Source organism: Citrobacter sp. CK181 (assembly GCF_030333595.1).
Taxonomy (GTDB): domain Bacteria; phylum Pseudomonadota; class Gammaproteobacteria; order Enterobacterales; family Enterobacteriaceae; genus Citrobacter_B; species Citrobacter_B koseri.
This window is the reverse complement of the sequence record NZ_JAOWFN010000006.1, coordinates 524227-538995: the sequence shown is the minus strand read 5'-3', so window position 1 is coordinate 538995 and position 14769 is coordinate 524227. Positions and strand designations below refer to the sequence as shown.

The window sequence follows — 14769 nt, the reverse complement described above, 5'->3', positions numbered from 1 at the left end:
CGGGTAATTCAAAGGAGGTAGGGAAAGACAGGGGCATAAGCACGCTATCGCCCGGCAAACAGGTTAACACCCCGCCGCAATATAATCACCGTTCGCACTGATGGGGATCACCGTCAGAAACAGAATGAGGGCAAATAGTACCAGCGCCAGACCGCCGATGATGCGGATAACCGGCCCCAGCCAGCGCAGGGGGGCATGGTTCCCGGCAAACAGCGCCTGGGTCTGGTTGCGTGCGTAACGTACCGCCAGCGACAGCCCCATAATCGACAGCGCCGTGCCGAAGGACATGGTCATGACGGCGGCAATCCCCCAACTGACAATACCGAGCGCGTTGGAGAACAGTAAAATCATGATTGCCCCGCTACAGGGGCGGGCGCCTGTCGCCAGAATCACGCCGAGGCGTGTTTTCCAGTTGCCGTCGGTGAGTTCTGCGCCCACGCCGTGATGCCCGCAGCCACAGTGTTCGTCGTGGCTGTGCGGCAGAGAGAAACGCGAGAAAATGGGCCTTGGACGCAGGGTTTTTAGCGCCTGGTAGATGATAAATAGCCCGAACGCGCCAATCAGGACGGCGCTGATTTTCTCGACGTACCAGCGGCTGGTGCTGAGATCGCCGGCGGCCAGGTTGAAGCCGACCGCCAGAATAAACACGAACAGTATGGCGCTGACGCCCTGCATCAGGCTGCCAATAAAGGGCACGACCCGCGCGGCAAGCAGGCTCTCTTTCGTCGTGCTCAGCCAGGTGGTGACGATAAATTTCCCATGCCCTGGCCCAATCGCATGCAGTACGCCATAGAAGAACGCGCCGGTCAGCAGCCATAGCCCGCCGGTGTACTGGTGGTTATTGAGTTGCAGCAAATACATGACCAGATAGCGGTGCAGGGTGATCTGGGCGGCGAGACACCACTGGATAAACGCTTCCCAATGGCTGTGCACGGTGAAACCTGCCCACAGCAGCGTCAACATCAGGAGTCCTGCCAGCGGTAAACGCAGGGAGGGAAGCTGTTTTGGTGCGATCATGATTCCGCCTGGTAATGAGTTTTGCGGAAAGTATAGCCTGAGGAAAGCGATTCTCCGCAGAATTGTCAGCCGGATAAGGCGAAACCGTTATCCGGCATTTTCCGGTTAAGGCGCGAGGAAGATCTGCGGCCCGCCGCTTGTCGGGTGTGTTCCGACGTGGACTTCCGCGCCGTACCAGCGGGTTAGCGTACCGGCTTGCAGAACCTCGGCGGGTGCGCCTTCGGCAACGATGTTGCCGCCATGCAGCAACACGATTCGATCCGCCCACAGGGCCGCCAGGTTGAGATCGTGCAGCACGATGCAAACATGCAGATGGCCCTTACGGGTCAGCGTTTTCAGCAACCGCAGTAAATGCTGCTGGTGGAACAGATCCAGCGCGGAAGTGGGCTCATCAAGAAAAAGCCAGCCGCGTGGGGAGCCGTCGCACCATAGCTGCGCCAGCGCGCGCGCCAGCTGTACGCGCTGCTGTTCGCCGCCGGACAAGGAAGCGTAGCGTCTTCCCGCCAGCGGCAAACATTCCGTAAGCTGCATCACCTGATGAATCACCGCCGCTTCGGGCTGCTGCGTCCAGGGCATTCGCCCCATGCCGATTACGGCCTCAACGGGCCAGTCGAACCCCATTCGCGTTTGCTGAAGCATGACCGCGCGGTAGCGGGACAGTGTCTGCGCAGGCCATTGCTCAAGCGGTTTGCCGGCCAGCAGGCAACGCCCGTCTGCCGGAGTGAGATAACCGGTGAGCAGCCTTAACAGCGTCGATTTCCCGGCACCGTTGGGGCCAATTAATGCCAGCAGTTCTCCCTGGGTCAGGGAGAGCGAGATATCGCGAATAATTGTTCTGCCCGCAGCGGCGTAGCTGACGCTGTCAGCGAGAAAACGTTCAGCCATACTGACCTCCCCGGCGGAAAATAAGCCACAGGAACCACGGCGCACCCAGAATACTGGTCAGCAGCCCGACCGGCATTTCAGCCGGGGCAACCAGCGTTCGGGCGATGGTATCGGCAATCAGCAGCAGAAAGGCGCCCGCCAGCACGGAGCCGGGGATCACCGCACGATGGTCTGCCCCTAGCCACATCCGTATCAGATGCGGCACGACCAGACCGATAAAACCGATCACGCCGCTGACGGCGACAGCCGCCGCCACCAGCAACGCGCTACAGATCAGCAGGATTCGCTGAACAACCCGGACATCGACGCCCAGGTAATGCGCCTCTTCCTCTCCCAGTTGCAGCAGGTTAAGCGCGCCAGCAAGACGCCAGATGAGAAATACCGTTGGGATCATCAAAGAGGCGACCGCCAGCAGCGTTGACCACTGCGCCTGGCCAAGGCTGCCCATTCCCCATAGCGAGAGCTGGCGTAGCTGGGTGTCATTGCTGATCCACGACAACACGCCCACCGCCGCGCCGCATAGCGCATTAATGGCGATGCCGACCAGCAGCAGCCGGGAGAGCGAACTGTCCCGCTGTCGGCTGAGCAGGAAAATAACGACCGTTGCGATGAGCGCGCCAATGAATGCCGCCAGCATCGGCGCATACAGCATAATCAGGGGAGGCAGCGTGAGCGGAAGGACGACCCACAGCGCAACGGCTAACGCCGCGCCGCTGCTGATGCCGAGCAGTCCCGGATCGGCGAGGGGGTTGCGAAAGAGCCCCTGCATCACGCACCCGGCCAGCGCCAGCGAGCCGCCAATCACCAGCGCGAGCAGAACCCGGGGCAGACGAATGTTGAACCAGATCTGGCGTAACGCGTCGTCGCCGTCATGCCAGAGCAGGCTGAGCGGCAGGCGTAATGCGCCAAAACCGCTTGCCACGACCGTCACCACTGCCAGCATCAGCGCCAGCGTATACAGAGAAAACGTGATCCGCCGTGGCATCAGGGCAATGACTCCGCTTTCGCGCGTAGCTGCTGAATCGCCTGAGGCGTACGCACGCTAAAACCGAGCAGCGCCATATCATCGACCGCGAACACCTGCTTATTGCGCCCGGCAGGGGTCTGCGCCAGTCCAGGTAACTTCCAGAGATTCTCTTCGCCGCCCATCGCCGTTAATCCCTCATGGGGAATCACCACCAGATCGGGCTGGCTGGCGATCACGCCTTCCTGTGAGAGCGGCTGATAGCGGGAGACGCCCTGCATCGCATTTTGTAGCCCTGCCGCGCGAATGGCGGCATCCGCTCCCGTTTGCTGTCCGGCGGCCATCGCGCTCATTCCGCCGTGGTTAAGAATAAACAGCACCCGCTTATTGAGCGGCGTGGTCGGCAGCGCGGAGATCTCTTTATTCAGCGTCTGGCGCAGCGCCTCGCCTTCAGCCACCCGGTCGGTGGCGTTGGCGATGACCTGCACTTTCTCGTCGATGACGCGCAGGTCGTTGCGGCTCGGTACGGTAATGACCCGAACATGACTTTGCTCGACCTGTTTGAGTACCAGCGAGGGCTGAGCCTGGCTGCTTGCCAGCACAAGATCGGGACGCGTGGCGAGGATACCTTCGGCATTTAGCTGGCGCAGATACCCCACATCCGGCAGGGCAGTGGCCTCCGGCGGCCACTGGCTGGTGCTGTCGCGGGCGACCAGCGAAGACTGTGCGCCGAGTGCGTACACGATCTCGGTGACATCTCCGCCGAGCGCGACGATCTTATCCTGTTTCGCGGCAAGAACCGTCAGCGGCAGGGCGGCAATCAGGGCAAGCAGTTTTTTCATGCCGCCAGTCCTTTTGGCATCAGCGCCTCAATCTGTTTGCGCCACTGTGTCTGTTCTGGTTCGCCTTCCGTACGCTGACCGTAAAGCTGAGCGATTTGCGTGCCGTCATGCGCAAAGAGTTCCAGACTGGTGACGTGGCCATCTGCGGTAGGTTTGCGGGTTATCCAGGTCTCGGCAATCGTCTCTTCCAGCAGGTGCAGCGTAAACGTCGGGTTGAAAATATTCAGCCAGCCTTTCATCGGCACGACTTTTTCGACCACGCCGGTGAAAATTTGCACGCAGCCTCTGTTGCCGACGAACACCATGATTTCATTGCCGTCTTTAAGGGCGGCGTCGAGGAGCTGCGCCAGCGCGCCGTTTGGCACCTTGCAGGCCAGATCGTCAGCGACCCGTTCAAAAGCCTGCTGGCGGGTCAGGTTATGGCGCTTGAGCAGCGTGAAGAACTGGTGAACGTCGGTCATCGCGCGCCACTCTCTGTCGACGGTCATGGCATCGGCAGCCGTTTCGTTAACAGGGGTTTCAGCCGCTTTCAGCGCCAGCGGCGCATTCTCGGTCACGATAAAATGTTGCAGAAGCTCGTCCCAGGCGGCGGTGTCGGTGTTGTCCGTGGCATACACCTTCAGGAGCGCATCGCCCTGATGATCAAAGAACTGAATGCTCTGGCGCTCGCCACGGGCGGTCGCTTCCTTAATGTGGAACACGCTGGCCCATTGATTTAAAAATAAGCGCAGATCGAGCGCGCGTGGGTTCAGTACCAGCCCGGCGTGACCGCTCAGGTGTTGATTGGTGAATGCGCCGACCTGCTCGTGTACCGCATACTCGTTGCGGCAGATGCATTTTGTTTCGCCAACGGATTCCAGCGCCGCGAAAATTTCACGTGTGTCGCCGCGCAGCCGCCATGCGTCATGACCGACGCGGGCAAACGTCAGCTCCGCCTCGCTGATCCTCAGTAAACCAGCGATGTCACGCGCGTACTTACCAGGATGTTGTTCTTTTAGCTCAAGCCAGCGTGTGTAGTGGTTCATTGTCTCTTCCTTCCAGTGTTTGCCCCGGCGAACCGGGGCGGGTGATTACCATTGATAGCTCACGAAAATCTTGCCGTTGCGCCCGTCCTGCGGGATGCCCTGCGGCGACCAGTACTCTTTATCGAAGGCGTTACCCAACACCAGCGTGGTGGTCATGCCTTTCAGCGCCTGCTGTCCCTGGTAGCTAACGTAAAAGTCGTTGACGGCATAACCCGGCTGTTTGCTGTATTCGCTGCTGATATGCGTTGAGCGATCGGCAAACGTTCCTACCCAGCCAACGGAGAAGCCGCTCTGCGCGACGGGAATATTCAGCTTGCTGGTGACGGTATCCGGGTTAATGCTGGAGATATATTCTCCGGTATCCTTGTCTTTCCCACGGGTGCGGTTGTAGGCCACGTCGAGGCTGAACAGATCAGCGGTATATTTCGTCATCACATCCCAGCCCCAGATTTTGGCGTTCGGGACGTTGTAAGACATGGTGGTCGCGGCGGCGAAATCGACGGTCGTGGAGATGTAATCTTTTGCTTTGGTATCAAAGTAGCTGGCTTTGAACTCCAGCGCATCGTTGGACAGCATCAGATTGTCGAAACGCAGACCAAAACCGTACTCCTGCGTTTCGTTGGTTTCCGGGCGCAGGTTAGGGTTTGGCACCCAGTAGTTAGTGTAGAAGCTGCCAATGGAGAAGTGTTTTGCATCGTTATACATTTCACCCATTGTCGGCGCGCGGAATGCCTGGGCGTAAGAGCCAAACAGCATCAGCCAGTCCGTCGGGCTGACGGTTAACCCGGCGCGGGATGACCATTTATCGGCATCAACATCGTCATAGCCGTCGCTGCTGCCGCGGTAGTTGTCGTAACGCGTGCCGCCCAGCAGGGTGACGGGCAGGTCGCGAAGGGTGATTTCATCCTGCAACCAGCCGGAGCTGAAGTCGATTTTTGCTTCCGGGAAGCCGGTTGTCACGCCGCCGGGTTTTTGCTCCTGACGGTAATACTCTCCGCCATACGTCAGCAGGTGAGAGGCGAAAGCGTCGCTGAAGAGACGCGTGCGGTTTTCAACTTTTCCGCCTTTGGTGGTTTGTTTGCGAAATTCGCCCGTGTTATCGACGTTCTGGGCGTTGATGCGCGCTTCAGACCAGTACACTTTAGCATCGGCATTCAGCCAGTCGTTGCCCTGCGGCGCGATCCTGTAAGAGAGTTGCATGTCGCGCTGGATGGTCGAGCGATCCACAAGAGGGTTGCTGGTGGAGGCATCAATCGTTTGCGGGTTCTTCGGCTCTTGCGCGTCGTTGTTGTAGTAACGTAATGACCCACTCAGCGCCTGCGCATCGTTAATATACCAGGTGCCTTTTGCCAGCATGTTATTGATCGATTCATCATTTGGCGCCGTGGAGCCGTCGCCCTGACGCAGGTCGCCACGATCGCGGCTGGACCATGCCACCAGTCCATCAAGGTTATCGGTTCGGCCAAAGGCGCTGGCGCCCATTCCCAGACTGTGATCGCCGGTGCCGCCAGTGCCAAAGACGCGGAAACCGCTGTTCTGGCCTTCCTGAAGCAGATCTTTCGCATCGGCGGTTTCATAAGAGATCACGCCACCCAGCGCGCCGCTGCCGTACAGCAGTGCGGAAGGGCCGCGAACGATCTCAATACGTTTGATCAACGCCGGATCGAGGAAGGTGCTGTTGAGGTGCCCGGTATCGGTTCCCTGACGAACGCCGTCCACCAGAATCAGTACGCCGCGACGATCATAGCCACGCATACTGATATCCTGGCCGTTGGTTCGCCCGCTTCCGCTCAGGGTGATCCCTGGAACAGGACGCAGCAGATCGGCTGCCGAGCTGGCGGTCTGGTTTTCGGGATCGGACGTATCGATAACGCTCACCATCATGGGGGCTTCAAAGGTGCTGCGCGCATTACCGGTCGCAGTGACGGTGATATCGTCTGTGGTCGCGTAAGCCGCTCCTGGCAGGGTGCTAACGATTGCCAGCGCCAGCAGAGATGGGCGCAAAGAGGCAGATTGCAGGCGTAACATAACAACTCTCCATAAGGAAATTGAAAAGTGCTGGCTGCCTGGGGGGAGACCTGGGTGGCTGGCGAAATTGGTTATTTATTTAGTCAGGATCAGTTTCCCGGATTGCGTCTGGCGGAGCAGATAATGTTCACCCTTATGCTCAATCAGTACCCAGCCTTCTTCGCCGAGCAATACTTTGCTGTCTATCTGGCGTTTGGTGCCTGAAGGAGAAAGCGGAGCGTTGTTTTTTATTATTGCAGCCATAGTGTTATGCATAGCGGGCGCATCCGTTATGAAAATGATAATAAACATGATAACAAGAATGATTATCATCAAGATCAATTTTTGCATCAAGCGTTTTTTCGTAAAATAGCGTCTGGATCAACTTTGGTGAGAAAAGCGGTGATATTGAGGGGTACGGCAAGTAAAAACCCGCAAAATGGCGGGTTTTTTATCTCGTTACATCGTGATTCACAACGGACTTTATTTTTTCTCCAGCGCTTCCCAGAGACCTGACAGGTAAGTGACGCCGAGCGCGCGGTCGTAAAGACCATAGCCTGGGCGTCCCGTTTCTCCCCAGATAAAGCGACCGTGATCCGGGCGGATGTAGCCATCAAAGCCGTTATCGTGGAGCGCCTGCATTACGCGGTACATGTCCAGCGAACCGTACTGCGAAGGGTGGGCCGATTCGTAGAAGTCTTTATCTTTGATCAGCTTAATGTTGCGTACGTGCGCAAAATGGAGGCGTTTGCGACGCGTGAATTCAGCCAGGATTTCATAGACGTTATTTTCTGGATCTTCCGCGATCGAACCGGTACAGAGGGTGATGCCATTCGCCGGAGAGTCAACGGCATCGCAAATCATCGCCAGGTCGGCGTGGTTTTTGACCACGCGCGGAAGGCCGAAAATAGAATACGGCGGATCGTCCGGGTGAATGGCCATTTTCACGCCCACTTCTTCGCACACGGGAATAATCTCCCGGAGGAAATAAAACAGGTTTTCCCGCAGCTTGTCGTCATCCACTCCACTGTAGCGCGCGAATAATTCCTGCACTTTAGCCAGGCGCTCAGGTTCCCATCCCGGTAATGCGAAACCGTTGGAGTTATCCAGAACCTCTTTTACGACCTCTTCCAGCGTCTTATCAATGCCATGTTTTTCAAAGGCCATCGTCAGAGAACCGTCCGGCAGGACGTAGTTCATGTCCGTTTTCATCCAGTCGAAGACCGGCATGAAGTTATAACAGATGACCTTTATGCCAAAGCCCGCCAGGTTGCGGATCGTCTGCTTGTAATTCTCAATATAGCGATCGCGTTCCGGGGTGCCGATTTTGATGTCATCGTGGATATTGACGCTTTCGATGACTTCCATCTTCAGGCCCGCAGCGTGCGCCTGCTCAACCAGCGCCTTAATTTTTTCAACCGGCCACACTTCTCCAGGGGCGACATCATAGAGCGCCCCGACGACGCCTTCTACACCCGGCACCTGGCGAATGTATTCCAACGGGATTTTGTCTTCCTGTGGCCCAAACCAGCGCATTGTCATCTGCATTCTTTGTCCGCCTTTCTTATCTTATTGCGTATTTCGTATATTTAACTTCATACCATACTAGTATTGACTAGCATATTCAGTAATGACAATTTGATCAACCTTACCGTAGAAAAAAGATTAAATGCCGCCAGGAATATACATTTCCGTTAAGGGGAAGCTTTTACTGGAAAGCTTATTTCCGGTAAGTGTTTTAATTTTGTAAAATATAATGATCAGTTTGTTCTTATTTGTCGTTTATCGTGAAAATAACCGCTATAGCACAGGGATTAATACACGCCATTACGACTGAAAGTGATTTTTTTATTGAAAGTTGCATAACATGATTTAAGTCACAAATTTCTTAATTACACTTGTATGGTAGTAGACTTTAAATGGGCGGGAGGGGTAATGTCGGGGCTATTAAGTACCTGTCATACACCGATTTTAGCCTCAACCTGGGGACGTTTTAGCAAAAGCCATCCCCTTGTGCGGAGTAATTATGTCCATGATAAATCAAAGTTTTATTATAAATAACGAACCGGGTCAGCGGTTGTATTCTGAGCTGGCTAAGACGTTACCTATTATTGACTATCACTGCCATCTTGAAGCGAAAGCGATTTGGGAAAACAAACCTTTTGCCGATATTACCCAGCTTTGGCTGGAAGGGGACCATTATAAATGGCGGGCGATGCGCGCCAATGGCATACCCGAGCGGAAAATTACCGGCGACGCCTCTTCAGAGGAAAAATTTGAAGCGTGGGCGCAAACCGTTGAGGCCAGTTTTGGTAATCCGCTGTATCACTGGACTCATCTTGAACTGAAATATTATTTCGCGATTGAGGAAACGCTAAACAGTAAGAACTGGCGCACGATTATGGCGCAGTGTAATGAACAATTACGTCGCGATGATTTTTTACCGCAGGCGTTAATTACCCGTTCAAATGTTGAAGCGCTTTGCACAACCGATGGGCCGCTTGACGATCTGGAATATCATCAGCGACTGGCGGAAAAGCGTGATTTTTCAACGCTCGTGCTGCCGACCTTCCGTCCCGATGAACTGTTTGAAACGCATCCCGATCGCTTCCTGACGTTTGTTTCTCGCCTGTCGCAGAAAACCGGAAAAACCATTACCACTCTGAATGAGTTCCTCGCGGCGCTTGAAGCGCGCGTCGATTTTTTCCACAGCACGGGTTGCCGGGTGTCGGATCATGGGCCGCTGGCCGTTCGTTTTCGCCCGCTTGATGCTGCCGGGCAGGCCGCGCTGTTCCAGCGCCGACTGGCAGGTGATGCGCTGAGTGAAGATGAACTTCAGGCCTGGGATAGCCTTATTTTTGTCGCCTTAGCCAAAATGTACAAACAGCGCGACTGGGCAATGCAGATTCACTTTGGCGCGATTCGCAACAATAACACGCCAATGTTCGAAAAAATCGGCATTAACTGTGGCTTTGATTCCATTGGCGATCAGACGCACCTTGCGGAAAGCCTGAATGGTCTGCTGAACGCAATGGCGGAAAACAACGGTCTGCCGAAAACGATCCTCTATAACCTCAACGCCAGCTATAACGATGTGGTTGCCTCCACCATCGCTAATTTCCAGAGCGGTGAAGATGGCGTGAAATCCCCGCTGCAATTTGGCTCCGGCTGGTGGTTTAACGATACGCGACGCGGCATGGTGAATCAGCTCAATGCGCTTGCCGATCAGGGATTACTCTCTAACTTTATTGGTATGCTGACGGATTCCCGTAGCTTTGTCTCCTATACCCGACACGATTATTTCCGCCGAATCCTCTGTGATTTGATTGGCGGGTGGGTCGAAAGAGGGGAAGTGCCGGAGGACGATGCGATCCTCAATAACATGATTCGTGGCATCTGCGTGGATAACGCCCGCCGCTATTTCCGTTTTCGATAAGACTGATGCAGGAATAAACGATGACCCGTAAGAACAGAAAAGTCACCATTCCCGTCAGTATCGGCTACGGCCTGACGGATATCATGGGGGGCGGCGCATTTACCGTTATCGGTGCCTGGCTGCTTTTCTTCTATACCACCTTTGTTGGTCTGTCGCCGATTGAAGCGGCGTCTATTGTGGCGATCGCGCGTATTGTCGATGCGATCGTGAGCCTGTTTATGGGCAGCTTCACGGACCATTTCTATAAGCATTATTTGGGCAAGAAATTTGGCCGCCGCCGTTTCTTCCTGCTCATTGGCGCGCCACTCATGCTGGTTTACATCCTGTTATGGATGAACGGCATGAACTTCTGGTTCTATCTCGCTGTGTACCTGGCCTTTGAGATTATCGCCGCTATGGTGCTGATCCCGTGGGAAACGCTGCCGTCTGAGATGACCAAAGACTTCAATGACCGTACCAAACTGTCAACGTGCCGCATGTTCCTGTCGGCATCCGGGACGTTCCTTGCCACCTTTATTCCGGGCCTGCTGATCGGCTGGCTGGGTGAAAACAACGCGGATGCGTATCTGATCAACGGCGTTGTATTTGCCGTGCTGTTTACGGTCTGTGTGTTTATCTCCTGGAAAGTGACCTGGGAACGTGAACTGACGCCGGAAATGCTGGCGGAAATGGAAAAAGAACGTCAGCCGATGACCGCTGGCGAAAAACTGGCGGCGTTTGGCAACCTGTTCAAAGAGTATGCCTCAACGTTAAAAGTGCGCGCGTTCCGTAAACATCTGGCGATCTATCTCTTCTCCTTTACCGCCAAGGATGTCTACAACACCGTATTCGTCTTTTTCTGCGTCTACTGCCTGAATGTTTCATCCTCGCTGGCGGGAACATTGCTGTCGATGAGTATCGTCGGCTTGCCGGTCACGCTGGCGGCGGGCGTGGCGATTATTAAATATGGCCCTTCTCGCCTCTATGTCTTCTCCTACAGCCTGATGATGCTGTGCCTGGGCGGGTTCTTCCTGGTTTACCAGTTCCCGACCGACAACAAAATCGTATTGTTGGTGATTCTCGCCGGGGTTTACCAGGTCGGGCGCTGCATTCTGGAGTTCACGCCGTGGAACGTGTTCCCGTTCATCCCGGACATTGACGAAATGATCACCCGTCAGCGCCGTGAAGGGCTGTTTGCCGCCGTCATGACGTTCTCCCGTAAGACAACGGTAGCTATTGCGACCTTTGCCGTGGGCCTGCTTCTGCAAAGCGGCGGCTTCGTGAAAGGCAGCCAGACGCAGCCGCAGGAAGCGATCACGACCATTGCCATGCTGCTGTTCGTTGGTACGGCCGGGCTTCTGATCATTGCACTGTGGCAAGCGCTGACCTTCCATCTGAATAAGCGCACGCACAAAATTTTCGTGGACGAAATTGAACGTCTCAAAGCGGACGGTCTTAAACAGGATGTGACGCCGGAAGCCCGCCATATTGTGGAAGACCTGACGGGCTACAGCTATGACTCGCTCTGGTGTCAAAGCGCGCCTGAACGGGTAAAGCCCGCTGAACCCACCTCCATACTGAGCTGATACAGCCTGGCGGCAGCAAGGGCGCAATAGGCCTGCTGCCGCCAATCCCTCTTTTTATACAGTGAGTAGAAAGATGCAAAATAAGCTATTACACGCGAATGCCACCGTTCCGAACTGGGATCGCAACGCGCTGGTTCCGCGAATTGTTCACCTGGGATTCGGCGCGTTTCATCGTGCGCATCAGGCCGTTTATGCGGATATTCTGGCTGCGGAACACGGCAGCGACTGGGGATACACCGAAGTTAACCTGATTGGCGGCGAGCAGCAGATCGCCGATCTGAAAAATCAGGATCGCCTCTATACGGTGGCGGAAATGTCGGCCGATGCCTGGACCGCCCGCGTGGTTGGCGTAGTGAAGAACGCGCTGCATGCGCAGGTGGATGGCCTGGAAACGGTGCTGGCTGCCATGTGCGAGCCGCAGGTTGCCATTGTATCGTTGACGATCACGGAAAAAGGCTACTGCCACTCTCCGGCTACCGGCCAGTTGATGCTCGATCACCCGGCTATCGTTGCCGATCTGCAAAACCCTCAGCAGCCAAAATCAGCGCCGGGCGTTATTGTCGCCGCGCTGGCGCGCCGCAGAGCGGCGGGCCTCCCGGCGTTTACCGTAATGTCCTGCGACAATATGCCGGAAAACGGTCATGTTATGCGCAACGTAATATGCGCCTATGCGCAAGCCGTTGATGCCGGGCTGGCTGCCTGGATTGCGCAGAACGTGACGTTCCCCTCCACGATGGTGGATCGTATCGTCCCGGCGATGACGGCGGAAATGCTGGATAAGATTGAACAGCTTACTGGTGTGCGCGACCCGGCAGGCGTGGCCTGCGAGCCATTCCGCCAGTGGGTTATCGAGGATAACTTTGTCGCAGGCCGCCCGGAATGGGAAAAGGCCGGAGCCGAACTGGTGGCTGACGTGCTGCCGTTTGAAGAGATGAAGCTGCGTATGCTTAATGGCAGCCACTCTTTCCTCGCTTATCTGGGTTATCTTTCCGGCTATCAGCACATTAATGAGTGTATGGAAGATGAGCACTTCCGACACGCCGCGAGGGCGCTGATGCTGGAAGAGCAGGCGCCGACGCTGAACGTGACGGGGGTGGATCTCACCCGCTATGCCGATATGCTGATTGCGCGCTACAGCAACACGGGGCTGCGTCACCGTACCTGGCAGATTGCGATGGACGGCAGCCAGAAACTGCCGCAGCGCATGCTGGATTCCGTTCGCTGGCACCTGGTTCACCACCATCGTTTCGATCTGCTGGCGCTGGGCGTTGCGGGCTGGATGCGTTACGTCGGCGGGGTGGATGAACAGGGAAACCGTATTGACGTCAGCGATCCGCTGTTGCCGGTCTTGCAGAATGCGGTGATGCAGAGCGCGGAAGGCGAGGCGCGGGTAAAAGCGCTGCTGGGTGTGGAGGCCATTTTCGGGAACGAATTACCGCATGAGCCGCTGTTTGTGGCGCAGGTAACGCAGGCTTACCTGTCGCTGCTGGAAAACGGCGCGAAAGCGACGGTTGCCCGCTATATCTCTGAACGGTAAAGCGTAAAGGAGTGCCGCCAGATAACGACGGCACTCCTGCGTTGACTGACGCCCCCCATTCACCAACCCTTTTTCTCTTTTTTCTCTCCCGTCGCTTTCTTCTGCGCTAAACAGTGACTAAACAGCGATGATGTCGTTTTAACGATGTAACGCACCTGCGCGAATTAGCGATGTCCGCCACAAAATTCACATATCACTCCCACTGATGAAAGGAAGCGACTTGCTTTTGTACAGGGAGGCGGATAGTTTCTGTAACGTTACACTAAAACGTTACAGAAGAAACATACAGCAGTTTTTCTCATTTACTCTCCTGGCGATTTAGCGGTGCCAGACGGCGTTATCGCTACCCTAATGGTATGTGGAAGGACAATCATGATGGAAATAAAACAGCTTCGTTCGACCAGACGTTTTTTAGCTTTAGCTTGCTTAAGTACCGCGCTGATAGCGGGCAGTGTGGTGACTTCTTTTGCTCAGGCAGCGCTTAATTTTCGCGTTTACTCCTCGCTGCCCGGGGATGATTCCTCCGCGCACTATATCTGGTTTACCCGTTTTCAGGAGAACCTGAACAAAAACGAAAAATTGAAAGGGCAAATTAAGCTCAACTATTTCGCCAACGGGATGTTAGGAAAAGAGGCCGATGCCACGCAGCAGGTACGCATTGGCGCAATCAATATGATGATCTCCGGCACCTCGATTTGGGCCACGCTGGTGCCTGAAATCGGCGTTCTGGATCTGGGGTATCTGTTTAAAGATTACGACCAGGTTGGCAAAACGCTGGACGGAAAAGCGGGCGAGCAGCTTTCTGCGTTAATGCTGAATAAAGCCAACGTTATGGTGCTGGGTTATGGCTATAACTTAGGCGCGCGTAATGTGTATACCAAAAAGGCCATTGAAAAACCTGAAGATTTAAAGAATCTGAAAATCCGCGTTCTGCCGGTGCCTAACTTTATCGCCACGCTGAATCATATGGGCGCGGTGGCGATTCCGATGCCGGGCGGCGAGGTCTATTCCAGTCTGCAAATGGGCGTTATCGATGGCGTTGAACATGATGCGCCGACCATCTACTCCAGCAAATATTATGAAATTATCAAGAATGGCACCCTGACCCGCCATAGCTTTAACCCGCTGATGATCGCCATGAATAAGAAGAGCTTCGAGCAAATTCCAGAAGCGCTGCGGGCCGATGTCCTTGCGGCGGCGCAGGAAGCCACAGAGTACGAGCGCCAGCAGGCAAGCCAGAAAGAGCAGGAAGCGATTAAAAACCTGGAAGCCAAAGGGGTGACATTCCGCGAGACCGATCGCGCGTACTTTGCGCAGCAGGTGCAGCCGGTCTGGAAGGCATTCCTCGATCAATATCCTGATATGAAACCGATTGTTGATGAGATTACCGCCGCGGCGCCAGGCGATAAGTCGTAATACGTGAGCCGCCGATTCAGCCGGTTTTGGGGTGGGTCGGCGGTATCACCCGGTAAGCCCATGAAAGGAGTCCAA

Annotated in this window: 12 protein-coding genes; 4 read left to right on the top strand and 8 right to left on the bottom strand. The window is 55.3% G+C overall.

The window, feature by feature from the left end; all coding sequences use genetic code 11:
• Positions 1-63 precede the first annotated feature (63 nt).
• The 8 genes from OGW17_RS03015 to uxuA form a co-directional block, all read right to left on the bottom strand.
• Positions 64-1017 carry a nickel/cobalt transporter gene (locus OGW17_RS03015; RefSeq protein ID WP_071257272.1) on the bottom strand — a complete coding sequence of 318 codons (954 nt, stop codon included), beginning with the start codon at positions 1015-1017 and terminating at the stop codon, positions 64-66.
• Positions 1018-1122: 105 nt separating this feature from the next.
• Positions 1123-1902, bottom strand: coding sequence for a heme ABC transporter ATP-binding protein (locus tag OGW17_RS03010; RefSeq protein WP_049011926.1), 780 nt, complete (start codon positions 1900-1902; stop codon positions 1123-1125).
• Entirely contained in the window at positions 1895-2887 is a 993-nt protein-coding gene (locus OGW17_RS03005; protein WP_071257274.1) for a FecCD family ABC transporter permease, read from the bottom strand. Before OGW17_RS03005 ends, OGW17_RS03010 begins: the two co-directional genes overlap by 8 nt.
• Positions 2887-3708 (bottom strand): heme/hemin ABC transporter substrate-binding protein, encoded by an 822-nt coding sequence (locus tag OGW17_RS03000; protein ID WP_071257277.1) that lies wholly within the window; start codon positions 3706-3708, stop codon positions 2887-2889. Before OGW17_RS03000 ends, OGW17_RS03005 begins: the two co-directional genes overlap by 1 nt.
• Positions 3705-4733 carry a hematinate-forming heme oxygenase ChuS gene (gene chuS / locus OGW17_RS02995; protein WP_071257280.1) on the bottom strand — a complete coding sequence of 343 codons (1029 nt, stop codon included), beginning with the start codon at positions 4731-4733 and terminating at the stop codon, positions 3705-3707. Before chuS ends, OGW17_RS03000 begins: the two co-directional genes overlap by 4 nt.
• A gap of 45 nt (positions 4734-4778) precedes the next feature.
• On the bottom strand, positions 4779-6761 hold the full coding sequence (locus OGW17_RS02990) for a TonB-dependent hemoglobin/transferrin/lactoferrin family receptor (RefSeq protein ID WP_012134511.1): 1983 nt from the start codon (positions 6759-6761) through the stop codon (positions 4779-4781).
• A gap of 75 nt (positions 6762-6836) precedes the next feature.
• Positions 6837-7073 (bottom strand): hemin uptake protein HemP, encoded by a 237-nt coding sequence (gene hemP, locus OGW17_RS02985; RefSeq protein WP_077956852.1) that lies wholly within the window; start codon positions 7071-7073, stop codon positions 6837-6839.
• A gap of 150 nt (positions 7074-7223) precedes the next feature.
• Positions 7224-8288 (bottom strand): mannonate dehydratase, encoded by a 1065-nt coding sequence (uxuA, locus tag OGW17_RS02980; protein ID WP_012134508.1) that lies wholly within the window; start codon positions 8286-8288, stop codon positions 7224-7226.
• Between the two features lie 478 nt (positions 8289-8766).
• On the opposite strand from uxuA, the gene uxaC reads away from it, so the two are divergent.
• The 4 genes from uxaC to OGW17_RS02960 all read left to right on the top strand — a co-directional run bounded on the left by uxaC (position 8767) and on the right by OGW17_RS02960 (position 14694).
• Positions 8767-10176, top strand: a complete 1410-nt coding sequence (uxaC, locus tag OGW17_RS02975) for a glucuronate isomerase (RefSeq protein ID WP_071257282.1) — start codon at positions 8767-8769, stop codon at positions 10174-10176.
• A 20-nt stretch (positions 10177-10196) separates the two neighbouring features.
• Complete coding sequence (locus tag OGW17_RS02970) at positions 10197-11741, top strand: MFS transporter (protein ID WP_047459551.1); 1545 nt, start codon at positions 10197-10199, stop codon at positions 11739-11741.
• A 73-nt stretch (positions 11742-11814) separates the two neighbouring features.
• Positions 11815-13278, top strand: a complete 1464-nt coding sequence (locus OGW17_RS02965) for a mannitol dehydrogenase family protein (RefSeq protein WP_071257285.1) — start codon at positions 11815-11817, stop codon at positions 13276-13278.
• A gap of 372 nt (positions 13279-13650) precedes the next feature.
• The gene (locus tag OGW17_RS02960; protein WP_012134504.1) at positions 13651-14694 is read left to right on the top strand and encodes a TRAP transporter substrate-binding protein; all 1044 of its coding nucleotides are present in this window, start codon (positions 13651-13653) and stop codon (positions 14692-14694) included.
• Positions 14695-14769 lie beyond the last annotated feature (75 nt).